This is a genomic window from Flammeovirga sp. SubArs3 (genome assembly GCF_947387565.1).
Classification (GTDB): domain Bacteria; phylum Bacteroidota; class Bacteroidia; order Cytophagales; family Flammeovirgaceae; genus Flammeovirga; species Flammeovirga agarivorans.
Window position 1 is genome coordinate 1,004,327 of sequence record NZ_CANDOA010000001.1, and the last position, 15,825, is coordinate 1,020,151.

12 protein-coding genes are annotated in these 15,825 nt (G+C 36.4%); 5 read left to right on the forward strand and 7 right to left on the reverse strand.

Annotated elements, in window-relative coordinates; translation table 11 throughout:
* Nucleotides 1–64: 64 nt before the first annotated feature.
* The 4 genes from QL232_RS03625 to QL232_RS03640 form a co-directional block, all read right to left on the reverse strand.
* A complete protein-coding gene (locus tag QL232_RS03625; RefSeq protein ID WP_281613128.1) occupies nucleotides 65–1,684 on the reverse strand; it encodes an FAD-dependent oxidoreductase in 1,620 nt (539 codons plus the stop codon).
* Between the two features lie 10 nt (nucleotides 1,685–1,694).
* Nucleotides 1,695–3,497, reverse strand: a complete 1,803-nt coding sequence (locus QL232_RS03630; RefSeq protein WP_281613129.1) for a thiamine pyrophosphate-binding protein — start codon at nucleotides 3,495–3,497, stop codon at nucleotides 1,695–1,697.
* A 162-nt stretch (nucleotides 3,498–3,659) separates the two neighbouring features.
* Entirely contained in the window at nucleotides 3,660–5,117 is a 1,458-nt protein-coding gene (locus QL232_RS03635; protein ID WP_281613130.1) for a carbon starvation CstA family protein, read from the reverse strand.
* A 157-nt stretch (nucleotides 5,118–5,274) separates the two neighbouring features.
* Nucleotides 5,275–6,891, reverse strand: a complete 1,617-nt coding sequence (locus tag QL232_RS03640; protein ID WP_281613131.1) for a calcineurin-like phosphoesterase family protein — start codon at nucleotides 6,889–6,891, stop codon at nucleotides 5,275–5,277.
* 560 nt (nucleotides 6,892–7,451) lie between these two features.
* On the opposite strand from QL232_RS03640, the gene QL232_RS03645 reads away from it, so the two are divergent.
* The 4 genes from QL232_RS03645 to QL232_RS03660 all read left to right on the forward strand — a co-directional run bounded on the left by QL232_RS03645 (nucleotide 7,452) and on the right by QL232_RS03660 (nucleotide 13,164).
* Nucleotides 7,452–8,006, forward strand: coding sequence for an acetate uptake transporter (locus QL232_RS03645; protein ID WP_168882612.1), 555 nt, complete (start codon nucleotides 7,452–7,454; stop codon nucleotides 8,004–8,006).
* 283 nt (nucleotides 8,007–8,289) lie between these two features.
* Nucleotides 8,290–10,476 carry a PKD domain-containing protein gene (locus QL232_RS03650; protein ID WP_281613132.1) on the forward strand — a complete coding sequence of 729 codons (2,187 nt, stop codon included), beginning with the start codon at nucleotides 8,290–8,292 and terminating at the stop codon, nucleotides 10,474–10,476.
* Nucleotides 10,477–10,638: 162 nt separating this feature from the next.
* Entirely contained in the window at nucleotides 10,639–11,622 is a 984-nt protein-coding gene (locus tag QL232_RS03655) for a helix-turn-helix transcriptional regulator (protein WP_281613133.1), read from the forward strand.
* 165 nt (nucleotides 11,623–11,787) lie between these two features.
* Complete coding sequence (locus QL232_RS03660) at nucleotides 11,788–13,164, forward strand: DUF1214 domain-containing protein (protein WP_281613134.1); 1,377 nt, start codon at nucleotides 11,788–11,790, stop codon at nucleotides 13,162–13,164.
* A gap of 99 nt (nucleotides 13,165–13,263) precedes the next feature.
* On the opposite strand, the gene QL232_RS03665 is transcribed toward QL232_RS03660, so the two are convergent.
* On the reverse strand, nucleotides 13,264–13,830 hold the full coding sequence (locus QL232_RS03665) for a carbonic anhydrase (RefSeq protein WP_168882616.1): 567 nt from the start codon (nucleotides 13,828–13,830) through the stop codon (nucleotides 13,264–13,266).
* A 305-nt stretch (nucleotides 13,831–14,135) separates the two neighbouring features.
* On the opposite strand from QL232_RS03665, the gene QL232_RS03670 reads away from it, so the two are divergent.
* Nucleotides 14,136–14,597, forward strand: coding sequence for a hypothetical protein (locus QL232_RS03670; RefSeq protein ID WP_281613135.1), 462 nt, complete (start codon nucleotides 14,136–14,138; stop codon nucleotides 14,595–14,597).
* A gap of 60 nt (nucleotides 14,598–14,657) precedes the next feature.
* Here QL232_RS03670 and QL232_RS03675 read toward each other — a convergent pair whose 3' ends face one another.
* Together QL232_RS03675 and QL232_RS03680 are read right to left on the reverse strand one after the other, a co-directional pair.
* Nucleotides 14,658–15,293, reverse strand: coding sequence for a hypothetical protein (locus tag QL232_RS03675; protein ID WP_168882618.1), 636 nt, complete (start codon nucleotides 15,291–15,293; stop codon nucleotides 14,658–14,660).
* A complete protein-coding gene (locus QL232_RS03680) occupies nucleotides 15,277–15,768 on the reverse strand; it encodes a sigma-70 family RNA polymerase sigma factor (RefSeq protein ID WP_281613136.1) in 492 nt (163 codons plus the stop codon). The genes QL232_RS03675 and QL232_RS03680 overlap by 17 nt, the downstream gene beginning before the upstream one ends.
* Between the last annotated feature and the right edge of the window lie 57 nt (nucleotides 15,769–15,825).

Below are 15,825 nucleotides of genomic sequence, written 5' to 3' on the forward strand. Positions count from 1 at the left end.
AAGAATAAAAAAAGAGTTACTTCATAATAGAAGTAACTCTTTTTCTTTTATAAATAGAGGAGTATTATGCTTTTGAAGCTTTTAATTCACCTTTCTCATTTACCTCTTCTTGATCGACACCATATTCTAGAATATTTTGAGTTTCTCTTAATGAAGAAATCAAAGATCCTTGAATCCATGCTTGATCTGTAGAACAGTGTTCGCCAGCAAAGAATAAACGCCCTTCTGGTTTTAATACATCTGCCCATAAATGCTCTAATTGACCTGGCCATAAGAATGCAAATGCACCTGCTGACCATTCATGAGTACTCCATGCTATTGAAGCCGTATCCTTAATCATTCCTTCCTCTTTTAATTCGGGGTGGAATAGGGAAACTTTATCAACAACCACTTCATGTCTTTTTTCTTCATCTAGTGCAGCTAAACGATTGGCATCTTCCCCTAAAACGTAAGAGGCTAGCATTACACCGTCTTTTCCAGATGGTGTATCACCTTTTACCTCATGTGGGTGCATGGCCATACCACCAAAACCTTTTACTCTTAGGTTTTTGTCGATATTGTTTTCTGTTTTTACATGATCAGAAGGATAGTAAGTCCAACGAGTGATCTCATCAGATAAACTTGCTCCACCATAGATTCCATCTTTTGTTTCCCAGAAACGTTCTTTACAATAGATAGCAGTTTTCGTTGCTGCAGCATATTTCATTTCTCTGATAGCTCTTTGCTTTCCAAATGAAATACCTCTAACCGACATGTTTCTTAGAACACTAAACGGGATAGTACATAATACATAGTCGGCATGAATCTCTTCATATTTACCGAACTCATTATGTAAACCAATAATTACTTTGTCTTCCTTATTATCGATACTTTTAACGACAGTTTTTAGACGGACATTTGGACTCACTTCTTTAAATAAACCATCTGTTAGTTTACCCATTCCGCCAATCACTTCTTTTAGCCCATCATCAGTATCCACAATATTATCACGGATAAACATAGTAATGGCTTTGTCTCTCCAACCGTCTAGACCGATGAAGTTACCGACCAGTTCATTTGCATCTTCTCCTACACAAATTTCGTTGATAAACTCACCTAAAGAGGTGTTATCATATTCTCTTAATCGGTCAGTAGTGATTTTTCCATTGAACAAATCTTCTACTTCTTGATCAGTTAGCAAAGAGATAAGGTGATTTAATGCAGCACCAAATAGCTTTGCAGGTGGTTGATTACTCTCTAACTTTTGATAGGTCGTAAGGTCGTATCTTGGAAGAAGATCATCATGGATATTTTTGATACGTGATTTCTTTTGTCTACAATAAGCATAAGCATTATCGTTTTCAAAGATCGTTACAAACCTTCTTAACTCACAACCCATTTTATCTAGGTAATAGTGAGTGTAATCATGGCTTTGAGGAACTCTCATGGCACCTAATTCACCATAATTTTCATCAGGGTTTTCTTCGTCAAAACGATAGGTATATATTCTACCTCCGATACGATCGGAAGCTTCAAGTACTTCTACTTCGTGGCCTAAGTTTAATAACTCATAGGCACTGGCAAGTCCTGCAACACCGGCACCAATAATTGTTACTTTCTTTTTTCCAGATTTTGCACTGGCAGCAATGATATTGTCAATTTGCTCCTGAATGGGAACATGTGGGTAGGTAATATTATTTTCCATGATACACTAATTATTTCATTATTTCGTCGTAGTAAGGAGGTACCTCATGTGTGTTAATGTGAGCCACAATAACTTGAGGGATATTTTCGTTTTCAGCTCTTTCGATAGCTGTCTTCAAAGCCACTTTTGCTTCAACATTATTACGAACATCATAAGCTTCGGCACCCAATGCTTCTGCGAACTTTTTACAATCAGGGTTTCCTAATTGGTAATAGTCGTACCATGAACCTTGTGCAGGATCTTTTGGAGGAAAGAAGTGAGCCTGACCTTGACTTACCATTCCTAAATCATTATCATTTAAAACGATCCAGATAGGAGCTACTTTATATTGAACTGCAGTAGTGATCTCAGTACCATGCATCATAAAAGCACCATCACCTACAATCGCAATACAAGTTTTATCAGGAGCACCCAATTTACCGCCAACAACACCTGCAACACCAAATCCTAAAGGACCCATGTTTAATGAGTAGTGGATTTGTTTCGGTGGATCAACATTTAAATAGTGTAGCGACCAACCAACACAATTAGCACAATCACTAAAGATATTGGCATCATGTGGTAACTCTTCGTTGACGATCTGCATCAATGCCTGAGGGTAGATAGGGTCTGCCTTAAGTGTCATTTTCTCCGGATGCAAATAAGGAGAATGTTGCTCTTTGATCCCATGGATAAAGTTCGCTCGGTTTTTAATCACACTCTCAGGTAAGTGATGATCTTCATCGGCTAATTCAAAAAGAGTATCCAAGAAAACACCAATTTCTGCTACAATACCCATAGAAATTGGCATCCCACGACCAATAATACTTTGGTCTAAGTCGATTTGAATTACGTTATGTAACGAAGGATTTAAATCATCTTCCCAAGAGTTGGTAGCTAATTTACCCAAGCTAGAACCCATAATCACTAAGCAATCGAAATCGCCATCAAGGTCTTCACCTTTTAGGTAATATTGTGGCCATTCTGATTGGGCAGCTCCAAATGTACGCAATGACATCACATCGCTTTCCGGGTAGATCCCTTTTGCATCTGGAGTAGTCATTACTGGTAAAGCGTACTTATGCGTAAACTTCTTTAGTTTTTCTAATCTTTCTTGATCTCTCAAGGCTTCTCTAGCACCGTTACCTAAAAATAGTACGGGTCTTTTGGCCTCTCTAAGTTTCTGTATAGTTTCTTTTACTCTTTTGATATTACAGCCATCAGGTACTGCTCTATAGTTGTTGACTTTCTTAGGAATCTCAACATCTTCAATATCCATTGCAACAATATCGTTGGGTAAACTGATATGTGCTGCTCTTCTAGGGATACTCCAAGAAGTTCTTAATGCTTGTTGAAAAATCGTAGAGAAGTTAGAGCTGTCTGTAACGAGACCACTATATTGATCTGCGTTATTAAAGATGGCAGAAACATTTAGTTTGGCATCAATCCCTTCTTGTAAATAAGATTTACCAAAGTATTTCTGATCTACTTCACCAGAAATAGTTAGCATGGCAGAATTGTTTGCTTGGGCATTCATACTACCAGTCAGTGCATTGGTAGCACCAGGACCTGCGGTCACTAAAACTACACCTAGTTTGCCTGAGGTACGGTAATATCCTTCTGCGATATAACCAGCACCAGTTTCTTGCTTTGTGATGACATATGTAAATTCATCACGGTTGTTTTTTAAAGAAGTAATGAGATTGGCCACTGCGGCTCCAGGTATACCAAAGATTTTGTCTATACCTTCTAGTCTAAAATAATCAAGTAGTAAGTCAGCAACAGATGTACTTGGTTTGTGATTAATTAGACTTGATTCTGAAGAGAATTTCATATGCTAGTTTTAAAAAATTATGAGAGTGTAAGGTAAACTAAAATAGAAATGAATAAAAAGAGTCTAAGTCATCTATACGATACTTTAAAGACTTAGAGAATGATCATCATTATATGATAGTTTCCCTTACAATGAGCCGTTTTATTCAACGACAAGACGTTATTATATAACATCTACCGCTTCTGTTTTTTGAATATCAGAAGTAGAAGATGATTTTTTTACTTTCAAGAGAAATAACCCAAGTAGAGCAATAGCAACGGTTATTCCTATCCAATTAGAGACAGTAGAAGAGAGGTGGAACCCGATTGGTGCCAACATAATATAAGTAACGACCACTGCAGTCATAAATGTGGCAGGGAGGTAAACATACCATGCATTACCTTTTTCTTTTTGCATATAGACAGCACAAGCCCATAATACAATAGTCGCTAAAACTTGATTTGACCATCCGAAATACCTCCAAATAATTGAGAAATCGATGGTCGTTAGGAAGATTGCGATAGCAAAAAGTGGAGCAGTCACTAAAAGTCTTTGCAATAAACTTTTTTGTTTGACATTAAAAGCATCTGCCACGGTAAGTCGAGCACTTCTAAAGGCCGTATCTCCTGAGGTGATGGGTGCAGCAACAACACCGAAAATAGCCAATATTCCACCTATTTTGCCTAGCATTGTATTACAGATTTCATTCACCACCCATGCGGCATTGTGCCCATCTTCTGCCATTGTTTTTCCTAATGCTTCTACGCCTCCGAAAAAGGCAATAGCAGCAGCCGCCCAAACCAATGCAACGATTCCTTCTGTTATCATTGCTCCTGCGAAGATGATTCTTCCTTGTTTTTCATTTGTAACGCATCTAGCCATCATTGGAGATTGAGTAGAATGAAAACCAGAAATGGCACCACAGGCAATAGTAACAAAAAGTAGTGGAAATATCGGGTTACTCGCTTCATCACTATGCATATTTCTAAAGGTAGAAGCAGTTAATTCTGGAATTTGATAATCACCAATCAATAATACTGAAAGTATTCCGACAGCCATAATCAAAAGGCATACACCAAAGAAAGGATATAATTTGCCAATCAATTTATCAATTGGAATCATGGTAGCGAGTAGGTAATAAATAAAGATGGCTACTACTAGAATTTGTGTATCAATATCAGTCAACTGATGGATGATGGTTGCAGGACCTTTTACGAAGACTACTCCAACTAATATCAACAACAATACAGAGAAGCCCGTCATAAAAATGCGGACCTGCTTCCCAAGAAATTTACTGACGATTTCAGAGATACTGCCTCCACCCATTTTAATGGATAACATACCTGATATGTAATCATGAACTGTACCCGCAAAGATGCACCCAAAGACAATCCATAAAAAAGCCACCGGTCCCCATAAAGCACCAGCAATTGCACCGAAAATTGGGCCTAATCCGGCTATATTTAAAAATTGAATTAGGAAGGTTTTCCACAGTTTCATGGGAACGTAGTCTATTCCATCTTCTTTGGTTATAGCAGGTGTAGGAGCTGATTCATCTACACCAAATTGTCGTTCTAAATAGCCCGCATAGAAAAAGTATCCACCGATTAAGGTGGCTATGCATAACAAAAATGTGATCATTATGTATGTTCAGTCAGTTGTATTGTAATAATGTTCTATCGTGAGGCAGTAAATGCCTTCAATAGAAAGAGAAACGAGTCTTCAATTGTCTCTCAAGTTAATAGATATCAATAAATATCCTTCTACATTCAATACTTTTTGTAAGTAGAGTGTAAAATTATTCCATATTATACCAATCCACTTCTTGGTAGTCACCATCAAAATTACCTTTTGTAAATATGCGGTAGCCTGTAAAAGACATTCCATTGGGATCTTTTGCCTTAATTTTAATGATATGACTTCCGTCCTTAAAATCTTCAGGGAATTCACCAACCCAAATATGTGAAGGAAGGTTTTTGGGATACCCCGGACCAAGGTGTGATTTACGATTAGCAATATTCAAAGAATCCCTGATATAGACTCTTCTGGCTGTAGGGTCTACAATCTGTTCTTTGCGTTCTAATTTTTGCCATGCTGCATCATCAACTTGTGCATAGACTTCTGTATGGATTGACCCTGCCCAGATATTTGTGAGGAAATGGTTTTGAGTGAGCCCATTGGGGATATGAATCGTAGGATCTACTTTGGCATTTTCGGGTTGGTATACCCAAATTTTCATCTGCTTATTTTTAGGTTTCCCTGTCGCTTTGTATTCCATGGTTACCTCATTTCCATCAAAATGTGCGAGATAATATCCTTTGGGAGAGCCATCACCCATTAACCCATGAGGAATGCCATCAAGGTCTAATTCTCCTCCCCACCACAAACCACAAGTGGCACCGGTTACTACTTCATGTAAAGTATTTTTTTCACCATAAGGCAAATACATATGGGTCATAGCATGTAAATGACCAGAAAACGAAGAAACATGAGGGAATTCGCTTATCATCTCCATCAGTTCATCTCTACTTTCTTCCAGCATATGGCCTAACGGAATATGTTGTAAGAAAACGATCAATCGATCTTTAGGAACAACAGACAAATTATTTCGGATCCAATCCATTCGTTCTTTTGGAATATAATCTTTGTATTGAATCCCTTTGATCGTAGTAACATTATTGATCGCAATAAAATGAACATTACCGATATTGAAAGAGTATTGATCAGGACCATAAAACTTCTTAAAAGCACTAAAATCTTGTGATATATCTTCTATATCGTAGTTCCGGTCATGGTTTCCTGCTACTGGATAAACGGTAGTAGTAAACTGTTTGAAAAGCTGATTTAAGGCAGGGAAAATACTTGCATTATCATCCCCCATATCCCCAAGCATCACAGCTCCTTTTAGGTGAGGGTATTGGTATAACTCTTCTGCTATTTCATGAGCAAAGTTTACTTGGTATTGATATCTGGCTTGTATATCACCGATCATTGCAATGGTAAACGGAGACGACTCATCCACCTTAGCTAAAGGAAAATTAAGGTACTCAGGTACTTCTTTATTTTGTTGAATAGTTGGCCCATAAGATGATGCTGTAGGGTTAGGGTAATAATGCAAGAAGTCTGACATGGTATTGTAGTCGTTCGTTCTTAGAGAATACCCACTTGGCTTACTAATAAATATTGTTTGTTGAGGTTGTAAAGGTAGTTGGTAGAAACCTTTCTCATCGGTAACAACTACATCTCTACCGTTGGATACTGCAACACCTTTAACAGTTGGTTCATGATCATCGAAAAGGCCATTATTATTAAGGTCTTCATAGACATACCCCTTGACATATTTTGACCCTTTCTCTGTGACGCCAAAACTAGGGATATATAAAATCATTAAGAGTAGATAAATTGTAGTTTTCATTTAGTTTAGCTTGAAATTAAAAAGTAATACGATAAAATAGTTGTACTAAAGTACTCGGACAATTCTGTTTTTGGACCCTTAAAGATAATAGTTATCAAACTTATTTTAATGACGATGATTAAACTTTTCCACCCGTTAACTCTTAAGTAATTTTTAATAAATCACTGACAATGTGATTACAAATAAGAGATGGTGTTGTCATAATTATAAATCAGATGATTTTTTTATCAAACTATAGAAAATATAAAGGTTCAATAAACAACATAAAAAGCATTCACAGTTATCAATTAAAGGGGATATATACACAGAATCACGACATAAAACCCAGCTATATAAATGTGCACTAACTTCTAACATTGGGGTGTTGCTTACGAGCGACACCCTTTTTTGTGTCTTATCGCTAGCATTTGCTGAATAATATTTAATGTAGTAGAGAATCCCTTTAAGTTACCTTTCATTAACTAGCAGATCCTATTGTTTTTAATATTTTTGCAGTCCAAAATTCTAGCCCTATTACTCTATTAAAATAATTTTTAAACATCATTATAAATTAAATTAATATGAGAAATGGCAACCCCGCCGTTGTTGGTTTAGCTGGTTTTGGCTTAACTACTTTACTGTTACAATTCCACAATTTAGGGCTTATCGGTATTGGTCCTGTATTATCAATGGGTGTGATCTTTGGTGGATTAGCTCAGTTTATTGCTGGTTTCCAAGAACAAAAAATGGGGAACAGTTTCGGTTTTTCAGCATTCGTTTCTTACGGAGCATTTTGGATGGGCCTTTGTATCATCTGGTTGTGCAACCACTTTGGTATATATGAGTCGAGCCATACAGATGTAGGCTTCTTTCTTTTAGCTTGGATGTTATATACAGCTATTATGTTTGTGGGTAGTTTACGTATCCATACTGCAATGGCTTTTACATTTGGAACATTACTGTTAGGTTTCCTTTTCCTAGTACTTGAGCATTTTGTTTCACCTGCTTTCAAAGTGATTGCCGCTTTAGATCTTATCGTTTGTGCCTTATCTGCTTGGTACATGATGGCAGCTGCAATTATCAATGAATTAGCCGACAAAGAAGTACTTCCATTAGGAAAGAAAATCATCAAATAATAGATATAAAAGAGAGCAAGTATTCAGTATTTGTTCTCTTTTTTTATGGATTTACCCAAAAGACTGTCGATAAGACTATTACAAAAAGTGATCTTTGAAAAAATTATTGGTTTCAAAAGGTTACAATGCTATGCGTAGTGATTGTGAGCCTTGTTGAGTATATCTAAAGTCCCTAATTTTGTAATAATTAAAACGCATACTTTCATCTACTTTATTCTTAAAACTACCTCACCCGTCCAAGTCTATATGATTGGATGCAATAGCTACTTTTTAACTAAATAGCATGAAAAAACTTCTATTCTCTTTGGTGTTTATTCATCACATTTTTTCAGTTTTTGCTCAAGAATCTTTAGAAGGAGTCTATACCGTTAGTGAATCAGGAGACTTTCAAACTATAGATGATGCAGCGGAAACACTCAATCAAACTCCTTTTGGTGGTGATGTTACTTTATTAATTGATGAAGGAACACACTATGGTAATCTAATTTTAGATAGCCTAGAGTTGAATGGGTTTACATTGTCCATTACTTCTAATGGAGAAAAAGAGAATACAATTATTTATCCTTTGGAATCGGAGGACAATTACAAAACAGGTTTTTATTTTAAAAATATTTCTGGACTGAATATCTCAGACCTCACCTTTAGAAATGATTCCATTGGTGATTCGCCTTTAGATAGACTAGTGATTACAAATAGCGTCATAAAAATTGACTCTTGTGATAACGTTCAGATCAACAATATTACCATAGAGTCGGATACAGTTGATGATTTACAACTTGAAATGTATGTTTCTGCAAATATTGCCATGGAAGGGGTCAATGAGGTGGAGATCGATTCTTGCTTTTTTGAATCAGCATTCTTTAACCTTGCTTTTTCAGACTATGACAGTTCAACCAATATAAAAGTACAGCACTCTACTTTCCAATATTCTATTTTTGATTTAATCGGTAGAGGACAGTATGGAGGAGACTTCGAAATAAATAATAATCAGTTTTTATCGGAAAGAATTGTCTCATCGACCAACCATATTTATCTACATGGAAGTAGTAGAGAATTCCCTTCAAGAGCTGGTTTTATTGGAGATGTGAAAATCACTAATAACGCATTCAATGGGATAAATTCATCGGGAAATACAAAGTGCATTTATCTGCAATATTTCTCTAATGCATTAATAGAAGACAACGATATTTTAGGTGGATATTATGCCATGTTTTTAACTTATGGTGATACAGTGATGGTCAATAGAAATAAGATATCCACTACCTTATATTCAGGAATTGAATGTGCAGCCAATAATGTCTATCACTTAACAAACAATACTTTTATTTCTCATAATGCCAGCTATATCATCGATGATCAGGTGACAAGAGATGAACTGGTCATTGCGAATAATACTTTTTACAGACAAGAGGTTCCCAATCATTCTACTTCTGGTTTTCTTCGTCTAAGAGACTTTGAAGGGGATTCATTGGCGATCGTCAATAATCTATTTGTATTAAGTGATACTATTAGTAGAGGCATACGTTTAGAATACTTCGATTTTGATATCAATTCGTCTAAATGTTTAATTGATCATAATGCTTTTATTAAGAGTAACGATCAAGCAGAGTTACTAAGCCTTTACTCATTCAGAAGAGTAGCAGTGAATGGGGAATCAGATATCGATTCTTCATTTGTGACATTGGAAGATTGGCAAAACTTTCAACCTAATTGTGATCAGAATACGATGGTTACTGCTGATCATAATCTTAAATATATTCCGGCTTCTTCTACAGATGGAGAAACCTTTATCAAAACGGCAGATTTCCATCTCACTAATGGAACAACTTTCCGTAAGGGCTTATTCTATGAAGGAATCGGTACAGATATCGATGGAAATCCCCGTAGCGAATACGCAGGGGTAGACATAGGAGCTGACCAATATTATTTAGAACATGCGGTAAGTGCGGAAACATGTGATGAAGACCTCACCTTGTCATTTTCCCATTTGGATGAAGCAGTAGTTTCCTACACTTGGTATTTTGGTGATAGTACTACTTCCTCTGAAGTAAATCCTACGCATACTTATTCAGATTTAGGAGAGTATACACTGTCTTTGGTTGTTTGTGATAGCAGTGGCTATTGCGATAGTACTTCTTTTGTTATCACTATTGAAGACGAGGATTGTAAAGTAGAATTAGAAACACCTCTTACAGCTTCTCTGACAGACAAAGTATCAATTTTAGTATATCCAAATCCAACGACTGGGCCTATCCACTTTACAAGTCAATTAATAAGTGGTGATGTGGATGCACAGTTAATCAATCTTTCTGGAGAACTTTTGTTTGAGGGTATTGGAACCTTGCAAGATTTAAGTGTGGATATAAGCGAGGTACTGAAATTAGTCTCGCCAGGGTTGTATATCCTAAAGGTCGATGATGGAGAGAATCAATTTACAAAGAAGATAATTGTTGGAGACAACAACAGATAATATAAATACAAAAATCTTTCTCAAAGTTTATAATCAATAGCAAATAAGACTTAGGCCCAGGGGATATCCTGGGCTTATTTATTTTCTAATAATGCCAACTTTATCCTCAAAGTTTTTCATCTTAGTAATGAATTAAAGAAATATCATTAGAGTAAGTATTCTATGGAGTTGAATATTAAGGACGGTAGTGCCTTTGAGATTTTAAGTCAAGTACATGAGAAATTAGGAGGCGAATTGACGGAAAAAAAGTATGAGGTTCATAATGAATTGGTAGACATCGTAGCGCATCAATTTATCTTGATTAGAGGAAGTAACATTATGGTCAATTCAGTCAATACTAAAGAAGATCTGAATTATAATGTTATTGGAGATACTACCGGTAGCCGCTTTATCAACTTCCGTTTTGAATATAATGCAGACCTTATCCGTAACACTTCAGACTTAAACGAAGAAGTAGACTTTCCTGTAAGTGGTATTGCCATTTATGATACTTCCTATTCTTTTAAGACCTTCAACAAGAAAGACAGATTGAACCAATGGGTATCGCTTCGCATAGAGCGTACACAAATTAATGGCTTGTTTTATGAATTTGAACGCTATTTGGATGTGATTTTCCCTGAAGGACAACAGTTGGTTCGATACGATATTGTGCCTCTAGAAATGCATCTACTGCTAAAGGATATTTTTGATCTTAATTTGGATGAAAGAACACCTGTTGTCAATAGCATTATTCTTTCTAGATTAATTGAATGCTTAGGCATCTTTTATCAACGCTCCATCGATAAACACTATAAGGCGACACATAATCTACACCCTGATGATTTAAAACAACTGATGGAAATGAAAGATACATTGATTAATCCTTATAAACCTTTACCTTCTTTAGCCAACCTGGCCGAAGGGTATGGATATTCTTTATCAAAACTGAAGAGAGATTTCTCTAGTGTCTTTGGATCAAGTATCAAAAAGTTCCATACCGATTTACGATTAGAGATGGCAAAACAGTTGTTACAGAACGAAAATAGGAGTATCACAGAGGTATCGAGAATGGTAGGGTACAACAGTGTCTCTAAGTTTTCGGCAGCATTTAAAAAGAGTTATCAGATTTCACCTAAGGAAGCATCAACTAAATATCAGAAAAAATAACTTTTAGCTTTTTGGTATACAGTTAGGCCTTTAATCACAAATTGCAACTGCTTTACCCGCGTTTTTAATTACATAAAGAATTTAAATCAACCGATGCTTCTCAACAGAAAAATCGGTCTAAAATCAATTGTAATGAGAAACAACTTAACCACCTATTTTAGTAAAATGCTGAGTGTAATAATGGTCAGTCTGATAGTGATCACTTCCACTTTTGCTCAAGAAAATCACAAAGAAACGGTAGCCTACAAACAAGCTTATAATTTAGCGGTACAGGCTACTATTTATGGTTGGGCACCCGTAATGATGGATGTCGCTTTGGAGCTACAAACAGACGTTGATGCTCCTATGAATAACGGTCAGGCTCCTATCAATCAATTGGGTCCCATCACAAGACTTTGGGATTATAGAGACCGTTCTTACACTACACCCAACAATGATACTTATTATATCCAAGGTTGGGCAGACCTTGAAGATCAGCCGATGGTGTTATTTATTCCCCCGGTAAAGAACAGGTATTTTATCGAACAAATATTGGATATGTATACCGAATCTGTAGTAGACCTTTGTAATGCTACTATTGGTGAAGAGGGCGGTTACTTTATCCTTGCCAAGAGAGGAAAGACTTTTGACAATCCTAATGATCTACCTGTATTTTATTCTAACACAAGATATATTTGGTTGGCAGGGCGACTTGGAGTAAGTGCTTCAGCTGAAGACCATAAAATTGCCCAACAATTACAAAAGGAGTTTAGATTAATGCCCTTAAGTGAGTATCCTCATGGTGGTGTTCAGCCAGTGCCTTTGGTTAGAAAGGGAGCACCTAAAGTGAAATTCCCTAAAGGTTTGGCATGGTTCAAACGATTTGAAAAAGTACTTTTAGAAAACTATCTGGAAGAAGACAAAAGCATTACAGATCAGTTTAAATATATAGGCATTGGTAACGGCCAAATTGATGCACTTTCGGAGGTGCAGAAGGAGGCACTAGTACAGGGTTTTGCCGATGGTTTTGAGATGATATTACATACTGCTCAAAATACAAATACACCAGTCAATGGTTGGAATTATGAATATACAGCAGGGAAATATGGGGCAGACTACTTACAAAGAGCTGCCATTAATATGAACTCTATTGGTCTGAACTCGCCAGAAAGAGCCATGTATCCTAAACGATATTTTGATCAGAATGGAGAAGTGCTTCATGGTAAGAATGTCTATGAAATCACTTTGCCAAAAGACATGCAGGTCAATCAAGCGATGGGCGGTTTCTGGTCGATCACGATGTATGATGCTGAAGATCGTTTTATGGTAGACAATGCCATCAATAGATATAAAATTGGTTCGATGACAGAAGATCTAGAATACAATACGGATGGGTCGCTAACGATTTATATCTCCTATGAGCAGCCCAAGGATCCAAAGCAGTTGAAAAATTGGTTGCCTGCGCCTAATGCTGACTTTATGTTGCAAGCGAGGTTTTATGAACCAACAGAAAAAGTAGTGAATGGAGAGTTCCATTTACCACAGCTATACCTAACGAAGTAATAAAAAAATAGGCTATTTCCATAGATGGAGATAGCCTATTTTTAGATACCAAGATCTTGTAATGTGTAGTGTAATAAAATTCGCAGTTCCTTTCGAATCTTATAAGAAGTCTACTTTTCCTGAATCTAAGTTATAGTAAGCAGGAACGATTTTCACCTTACCGCTTTCTACTGCTTCAGTGATAATAGAAGATCTCTTCACTAACTCATCAGCATTTAACTCAGCATTTTTCTTCACTACAGTGTTTACGTCAGCACCTTCACCTGAAGCAACAACTGCAGGAGTAATTTGACATAATAAGTGGTTTAAGTTGTGTCCGTTGTCACCTCCGCCTAAAGCAGCGCCTACAGCACCACAGCTTTGGTGTCCTAAAACAACAATTACAGAAGATCCTAAGTGAGCAACAGCATACTCAATAGATGCAATACTGTCTGTATTTGCAATGTTACCTGCAACACGAACTACGAATAGTTCACCTAAACCTTTGTCGAAAGCGATTTCAGGAACAACTCTAGAGTCAGCACAGCTAAGAACGATTGTATTTGGCTCTTGACCATCTACTAAATCTGCTCTACGAACACTATCTCTAAGGTTTCCATCTGCTTTGTCTTGGACGAACTTTTCGTTACCAGCTTTTAAGCTTTCGATAATTTCCTGTTGTGTCATACTTAGTTTTAAGATTAAGATTGTACTTCTTGTGTAATAAATTCTTCTGAAAGATAAAGGCTAGATCTCAAAAATAAAAAGGCAGCCATATATTTTCATTAGTATACAAATCACACTTTATTAACGGATCATAGTTCCTCGTCTATGATAAATTTTGTCTAAAATATTCATTGATAACACCTTACAAAAGGTTTTGTTTATTGATAATCATTCACTTTCATTGTCTTAATTTAATTGCACTGCACTGTGTTTTAGTGGTATCTTGCAGATTATTAATGAATTAAGCTATTTTCAACTTACGATTCATGAACACTCAACTATCAGAAAGCAGCTACAAAGAAGAGGTGAAAATCTATTATGATTCTCCTCAGAAATTAACACAATTTTATTGTGGCGGGCTTTTCGTAATTATAGGCATACTATTGACACCTTTTAATTCAATAGACCTTATCGAATACATTTTTCCGGTAATCGTAATCCTTTTTGGAGCATACATTACTGTGAAATCCTATATACAATGGAAAAATATTAACCCTCAATTGCTTTTCAATGAGGAAGGCATAAAGCTAAGTAATGGTGAGATCATCCACTGGAATGAAATCTCTATTATCGAAGCGATAGAGAAGGAGGGGTACATGAAAGGGAGTACTACTTTTTTAGTAATTGAAAAGATTGATGGCCAATACTTGGAGCTATCGCTCAACGATTTCAATACTACAGCTGAGGAAGTGAATAGTATACTTTATAAGTTTATTCGTGGCCTGTAGCTCACCCGATATGGAAATAAAAAATCCGAAGTAGTCATCACTGCTTCGGATTTTTTTATGTTATAGATCTGCTTTTAACTCTTCCATATCCTTTATCATATCCTTCAGTTTTCTAAACTGAGCACCATAAACAATATTCATGTCCATATAATAAAGTTTTTTAGTGAAGAGGCAGAGTAAAACCGCACCAATTCCAAGTATAATTAACCAATGGATTGGCATACCATAGAATAACTCTTCCGGGGCAAAGTTATCTTGGATGGTTTGTTGTAATTCCGATTGCCATACCCCCATTGTGAACAGAATCAATAAGGCAGGGTAGACATAACGGTATATTTTGGTATATCCTTGAATAAGTTCTTGTAACCAATCATTAAACTGATGGATATACGTATAGCTATTGTCCGTTTTATCCAAAGAAGTGAGTTCATCTAATTTTTTCTTCCCATAGTAAACAACAAACCAGAGGTGTAGCGAGATAAGTACCCCAAAAGTGAATGCTTTGAGAAGCCCACTAACGATTAGGATGGGCACAGTAAAAATCAGTATACCCCATAAGTTGATCTTAAAGTCTCGAATAAACTTATCGACAAAATTAATCGACTTCTTTTCATAGAGTGCATTTATCTTTGGAGCCACTAACGCATCTTGGTCTATAAACCCTTTTTTCCAGATAGATTCAATTGACTTTTCCATTTAATATCTTTTTTAATCGTTCTTTAATTCGTTTAATTCTCACCCCAATATTATTGGGGGTTACCTGAAACGTATCAGCAATTTCCTTATTACTCTTTTCCTCTAGATAGAGAAGAATAATGGCCCTGTCGATTTCGGAGAGTTGACGGATCGCATCATAAAGCATTGCAAGGTCCTCGTCAGGAAAAGCTTTACTTTCCTCGTAGAGCTCTAGAGGAAGGTAATCACTGGCAAAGTTCTGAGCGTTGTTCTTTTTCTTTTTGAGTAATGTTAGGCAAACATTTAATGACAGTCTATAGACCCAAGTCGACCAATCAGCATCTTCCTTAAAATTGTCTTTGCTTCTCCATAGCTGTAGACAAACTTCTTGGAAGTAATCTTCAAAATCCTCTTGGGAGTTGGTATATGCCCGGCATATCTTAATAATGATACCACTATGAGGCTGTATAAATGTAGTATAGAAATCACTGCTCACGTTTCTTTTTTATTTTTATTAGTGGCTTGCGTTAGGATAATATTACACCCTTATTCA

Bases quoted from the DNA above. Each gene is read 5' to 3' on its own strand.
- QL232_RS03645 (WP_168882612.1), top strand. From the start codon at position 7,452: ATGAGAAATGGCAACCCCGCCGTTGTTGGTTTAGCTGGTTTTGGCTTA.
- QL232_RS03675 (WP_168882618.1), bottom strand. From the start codon at position 15,293: ATGGAAAAGTCAATTGAATCTATCTGGAAAAAAGGGTTTATAGACCAA.
- QL232_RS03670 (WP_281613135.1), top strand. From the start codon at position 14,136: ATGAACACTCAACTATCAGAAAGCAGCTACAAAGAAGAGGTGAAAATC.
- QL232_RS03660 (WP_281613134.1), top strand. From the start codon at position 11,788: ATGCTGAGTGTAATAATGGTCAGTCTGATAGTGATCACTTCCACTTTT.
- QL232_RS03635 (WP_281613130.1), bottom strand. From the start codon at position 5,117: ATGATCACATTTTTGTTATGCATAGCCACCTTAATCGGTGGATACTTT.
- QL232_RS03640 (WP_281613131.1), bottom strand. From the start codon at position 6,891: ATGAAAACTACAATTTATCTACTCTTAATGATTTTATATATCCCTAGT.
- QL232_RS03665 (WP_168882616.1), bottom strand. From the start codon at position 13,830: ATGACACAACAGGAAATTATCGAAAGCTTAAAAGCTGGTAACGAAAAG.
- QL232_RS03630 (WP_281613129.1), bottom strand. From the start codon at position 3,497: ATGAAATTCTCTTCAGAATCAAGTCTAATTAATCACAAACCAAGTACA.
- QL232_RS03655 (WP_281613133.1), top strand. From the start codon at position 10,639: ATGGAGTTGAATATTAAGGACGGTAGTGCCTTTGAGATTTTAAGTCAA.
- QL232_RS03650 (WP_281613132.1), top strand. From the start codon at position 8,290: ATGAAAAAACTTCTATTCTCTTTGGTGTTTATTCATCACATTTTTTCA.
- QL232_RS03625 (WP_281613128.1), bottom strand. From the start codon at position 1,684: ATGGAAAATAATATTACCTACCCACATGTTCCCATTCAGGAGCAAATT.